We start from the raw sequence: 4866 nt of genomic DNA, 5'->3' as shown, positions 1-4866 counted from the left end.
GACGTCATGACGGCTTCGGTACGCAGCGGGTTGATCTCCGAGACGGCGCCGACGAACGTGGTCTTGCCCACGCCGAATCCGCCCGCCACCACGATTTTCGCGCTGGTGGTGGAGCGGGCAGCCCCGCCGCTAGAGCTTGCGAAGTCCACTGAGCACCCTTTCGAGCAGTGTCACATCTGGCTGACCGCCGGCGGCCTCGTCGCCGCCTGGCTGGTGAATGGCGACGAGGCCGGCCTCCGCCAGGTCGGCGACGAGAATCCGGGCGACGCCGAGGGGAATATGGAGGAGCGCCGAGATCTCGGCCACCGACTTGATCTCGAAGCAGAGCCGGCAGATCCGCTGGTGCTCGGGCAACTGCCCTTGCAGGCTCATCGGATCGGCCGTGGTACTGACCAGCGCCTCGATGGCGAGCTGGTAGCGCGGCCGGGTCCGTCCGCCGGTCATGGCGTACGGACGCACCAGCGGGTTGAGCGCGTTCTGGTGGTACGGGGGCTCGGGAGCCGCCCGCCGCTGTTGCTGGTAGTGCTGCTGCTCGTACGGCTGCCGCTCGTACGAGGAGGCGTAGGGCTGCTGGGCGCCGTGTCTGTCCGGCGCGGAGGGAGAGCTGTAGCGATGCCGGGAGCGCTCGTCGGGCATCCGGTGAGCACCGCCGTCATACGGGCGTCCGCCCGGGGGTGTTGCCACGTTTCCTCCTCCGACTGCGAGTCGCCGGTTCCCGTCCCTGTGGAGCCGCGCCACCGCACCCTATGGTGCGGTGGCGTGAAACGCACTGTCTGCCAGTTAGTTGAGAAGACTGCCCTGAAGTTCCGCGCGGAGGTCCGGCGTCAGGACGTTCCCGGCCCGGTCCACCAGCAGGGCCATCTCGTATCCCACCAGGCCGATGTCGGCCTCCGGGTGGGCGAGCACGGCCAGTGAGGAACCGTCGGAGATGGACATGATGAACAGGAAGCCCCGCTCCATCTCCACGACCGTCTGGTTGACGGCCCCGCCTTCGAAGATCCTCGACGCCCCCGCGGTCAGCGAGGTCAGACCGGAGGCGACAGCCGCCAGCTGATCGGCTCGGTCACGCGGGAATCCCTCGGACATCGCCAGCAGGAGTCCGTCGGCGGAGACCACCACCGTGTGGGACACCCCGGGGGTGTTGTCCACGAAGTTGGTGATCAACCAGTTCAGATTCTGCGCCGCCTGGCTCATCGGGCTCACACTAACGCTCCTGGTTGTAGGTACTGCCCGGGCCACTGGTGTGATCGTAAGTGGCCGGTCCGTTCGTGTCCGCCCCCGCACTGCGCCCCCGCTGGACACCGCGGCGCAGGTTGCTCAATCTGCCGCGCACATCCTCCGGGGCCCGGGAGATCGGGGGACCCTGCTGAGTGGTCTGCTCCGCGGCGCCCTCGATGAGATTGGCCTTGGGCACCCGCCTCGGCAGCCCGGACGAGGTGACCCCGCCCGCCTTGGGCTCCCGCAGCTTCTCGGCCCGCTGCCAGCGCTCGTCGTTGGCGGAGCGCCAGTCCGCGGGGCCGGCGGGCGCGCTCTCCTCGCCCGTCCCCTCGGGCCGGTCGCCCACCGGTGCCGGCGGGACCTCCGCCACGGGCTGCTGCCACTGCTGCTGGGGCTGGGACTGCTGCGCGGGCTGCGGCTGCTGCTGGGAACCGCGGCGCGGCAGACCGGCCTCGGTCAGCTGGTGGCCGCCGCCCGAGGAGCGGCCCGGACGGTCGAAGCCTACGCGCTCGGGGCCGGTCGTGGGGCCGCCGGAAAGCGTGGAATTCGACTCCGGTTCTGGCTGGAAATTCGGCTCAAACGTGCTGGGGTAGGAGGTCTGATCCGTCCAGTCGCCCTGGTGGGGCTGGGTGCCGAAGTGGCCTTCGTACTGCGGCTGAGCACTCTGCCGCGGCTGAGGGACAGCCTCCGCATAGCCCTGGGCCGAAGATCCCGCAGGCCCCTGCTGCCCGGTCCGGTACCCGGCGTCGGGATAGCCGTCGCCGAGGTGGCCGGGGTAGGCCGCAGGAGCGGGCTCCTGCGGGGTGAAGCCCTGGTCCGGGTAGTTCCCGCCGCCGAAACCGGCCGCGTAACCGCCCTGCTCGTAAGGCTGCTCCTGGGGCTGGTGGCCGGGGCGCTCGCCGCCGTGCGACTGCGCCTCCAGTGCCGCCCGCCGCTCCTCGCGCTTCAGTGAGCGGTTGACAGGGTCCAGCCGGGGCGTGCCTGCGGGCGTCTCCTCGTAGCGGGAGTCGTCGAAGCCCAGCTCCGCCGCGGTGAGCATCGGCGGCCCGGAGAAGGACGGCTGCTCCGGGATGATCTGGGAGACGGTGAAGTCGTCGCTGGGCAGCGGCTCGCCACCGCCGCCATGGGTGATCGCGTCCGGGAGCATCACCAGCGAGGTGGTGCCCGCCTGCTCGCCCGAGGGGCGGAGCTGGACCCGGATGCCGTGCCGGTCGGAGAGCCGGCCGACCACGAAGAGGCCCATGCGCTGGGAGACGGCCGCGTCCACCGTCGGCGGGTTGGCCAGCTTGTGGTTGATGTCCGCGAAGTCCTCGGCGGTCAGCCCGATGCCCTTGTCATGGATCTCGATCATGATCCGGCCGTCCGGGAGCCGGGTGGCCGTCACCCGGACCTTGGTCTGCGGCGAGGAGAAGGCGGTGGCGTTCTCCAGCAGCTCCGCGAGCAGATGGACGAGGTCGGTCACGGCCTGGCCGTGGATGTCCGTCTCGGGGACCCCGGTCAGCTCGATGCGCTCGTACGACTCCACCTCGGACGAGGCGGCGCGCAGCACGTCGACCAGCGGGACGGGCTGGTTCCAGCGCCGGCCCGGCTCCTCGCCCGCGAGGACGAGCAGGTTCTCGCCGTTGCGGCGCATCCGGGTCGCGAGGTGGTCGAGGCGGAAGAGGGCGGCCAGCTGGTCCGGGTCGGCCTCGCTGTTCTCCAGATCGCTGATCAGGGTCAGCTGGCCCTCGATCAGCGACTGGTTGCGCCGGGAGAGGTTGGTGAAGATGGCGTTGACATTGCCCCGCAGCATCGCCTGCTCGGAGGCGAGCCGCACGGCCTCGCGGTGCACCTGGTCGAAGGCGCGGGCGACCTCGCCGATCTCGTCCTGGGTGTCGATCGGGATCGGCTGCACCCGGGTGTCCACCCGGCCGGGCTCGGTACGGGAGAGCTGGTCCACCAGGAGCGGCAGCCGCTGCTCGGCGATGGCGAAGGCGGCGGTGCGGAGCTGCTGCATGGAGCGGCTCATCTGGCGGGCCACGGCCCCGGCCAGGACGAAGGCCACGAGCAGCGAGACCACGGTGATCAGGGCGTTGACGATCGCGTCCTGCCGGGCGTCGTCCGCGATGGCCACGGCCTCCTCGACGGCCCGGTCGACGAGGTCGCCCTCGACCTCGCTGTAGGCGTCGAACTTGGCGGTGGCGACCGCCATCCAGGTCTCGGCGGTGATGTCCTCATCGGCCAGCTTCGACGGCTTGGCGCCGGTGCCGATCCGCTCGGCCATACCGGTGAAGGAGGACTTGCGCGCCTCGGGCGGGGTCAGCCCGCTCTCCTGGAGCTTCTTGACCGCCGCCCGCTCCTTGGCCGAGGTGACCGACTGGAGCCGGTCCGTATCGGCCTGGGTGCCGCCCGAGACGAACTCGGCGATGGCGATCTGCTCAAGGTAGTTGTACGAATTGAAGGCGATGGTCTGCTTGGCGAAGACATCGCGCTTGTCGCTCGGGCGGACCAGAAGGTGCGTACCAATGGAGCGCTGAAGGGATTCGGCGGCCTTGGCGAGTTGAATGGCGTAGACCATGCGACCGTAACTGGTCACATTTCCGGTGCCGAGCCCCAACTCGTTGGCGAACTCCATGAGGGAGTGCTGCACCTGGACATAGCCCTCTTCGGTGGCCACCGGGTCGAGGCTGGTGGTGTAGGCGGCCTCGCGGAGCTTCTTCAGCCCCGGCTCCTCCTCGCGGAACAGTTCGAGCCTGCGCTCCAGGCCCTCTGCGGGCGGCAGCTCCCGCACGGCCTCGTCGAAGGCCTTCTTCGCCTCGTCGGTGGCGGTGTACGCCCTGGTGACCTCGGGGGCGCGGCGCGCCGCGGGGGTGGTGGCGGTGAGCAGCGGCTGCGCGGTGAGGTCGCGCTCGTCGAGCAGCGCCTCGCCGTACTGCGACGCGGCGCGCACGATCAGCGCCGTCCGCTCCGCGTTCTGCGCCTCGTCCCAGGTGTCGATCGAGCCCTTGACCTGAAAACCTCCCATGACCAGGCCCACGAGCACCGGGATGAGGAGGATGGCGTTCAGCCGCGCGGGCACCCGCCAGTTCCGCGGGGAGAACCGGCTGCTGGAGCCGGCCGGGGCCGGCGCGGCCGTCGGCTCGGCGGCAGGGGGTGCCGCTGCGCGCGGCGGCGGGGTGAAGTTGCCCCGTGCCTGCTGCTCCGCGGAGCCCTGCTTGCTTCGCCTCACTCGACCAACAACCTCTCGGCGTCGGCACCTACGCTGTGCCGTGTTTCGTTCGGAGCCGTACTACTCAGAAGTCCGTCGAATTTCAGCATGTGGAGTGGGTCCGTTCCAAACAGTTGGAATCAGCCATTCCCAGGGATCGTACCCGCAGATAAAACGGGCATAAAGAGCGAGCCCTTTCAAAAGGCGATGGAAATGTGAGCGCAGCGGTACCGGGCGTATGCATCGAGTGTCCGAACCACGGTAATTCTCTGTCGAAACGTTATGAACACGGGGGCGGGCCGTGTCAAAGGACACAGTCCGCCCCGCGCATAACTACGACAACTGCCGTACGTCTCTGTCTACTTGAGCCGGGCCATGAGGGCGTGTTCGACGAGGGTGATGAGGGCGCTTTTGGCGTCGGCGCGGTGGCGGGCGTCGGTGGTGATGATGGGGGTGTCGGG

General features: G+C 69.6%; 3 protein-coding genes and 2 pseudogenes. All 5 read right to left on the bottom strand.

Going from position 1 to position 4866, the window contains the following annotated elements:
* Nucleotides 1-149: pseudogene (locus ACWCRA_RS35155) on the bottom strand (ATP/GTP-binding protein); the annotation flags it as partial.
* Entirely contained in the window at nucleotides 130-684 is a 555-nt protein-coding gene (locus ACWCRA_RS35150) for a DUF742 domain-containing protein (RefSeq protein ID WP_351559862.1), read from the bottom strand. The pseudogene ACWCRA_RS35155 and the gene ACWCRA_RS35150, both read right to left, overlap by 20 nt.
* A gap of 96 nt (nucleotides 685-780) precedes the next feature.
* Entirely contained in the window at nucleotides 781-1194 is a 414-nt protein-coding gene (locus ACWCRA_RS35145; protein ID WP_009997645.1) for a roadblock/LC7 domain-containing protein, read from the bottom strand.
* Nucleotides 1195-1204: 10 nt separating this feature from the next.
* Nucleotides 1205-4426 (bottom strand): nitrate- and nitrite sensing domain-containing protein, encoded by a 3222-nt coding sequence (locus ACWCRA_RS35140; protein ID WP_451069472.1) that lies wholly within the window; start codon nucleotides 4424-4426, stop codon nucleotides 1205-1207.
* 338 nt (nucleotides 4427-4764) lie between these two features.
* A pseudogene (locus ACWCRA_RS35135) lies at nucleotides 4765-4866 on the bottom strand (ATP-binding protein); the annotation flags it as partial.

Source organism: Streptomyces sp. NPDC001889 (assembly GCF_053594535.1).
Note: the sequence above shows the minus strand (reverse complement) of the source record. Positions and strands in the feature narration are given on the sequence as shown.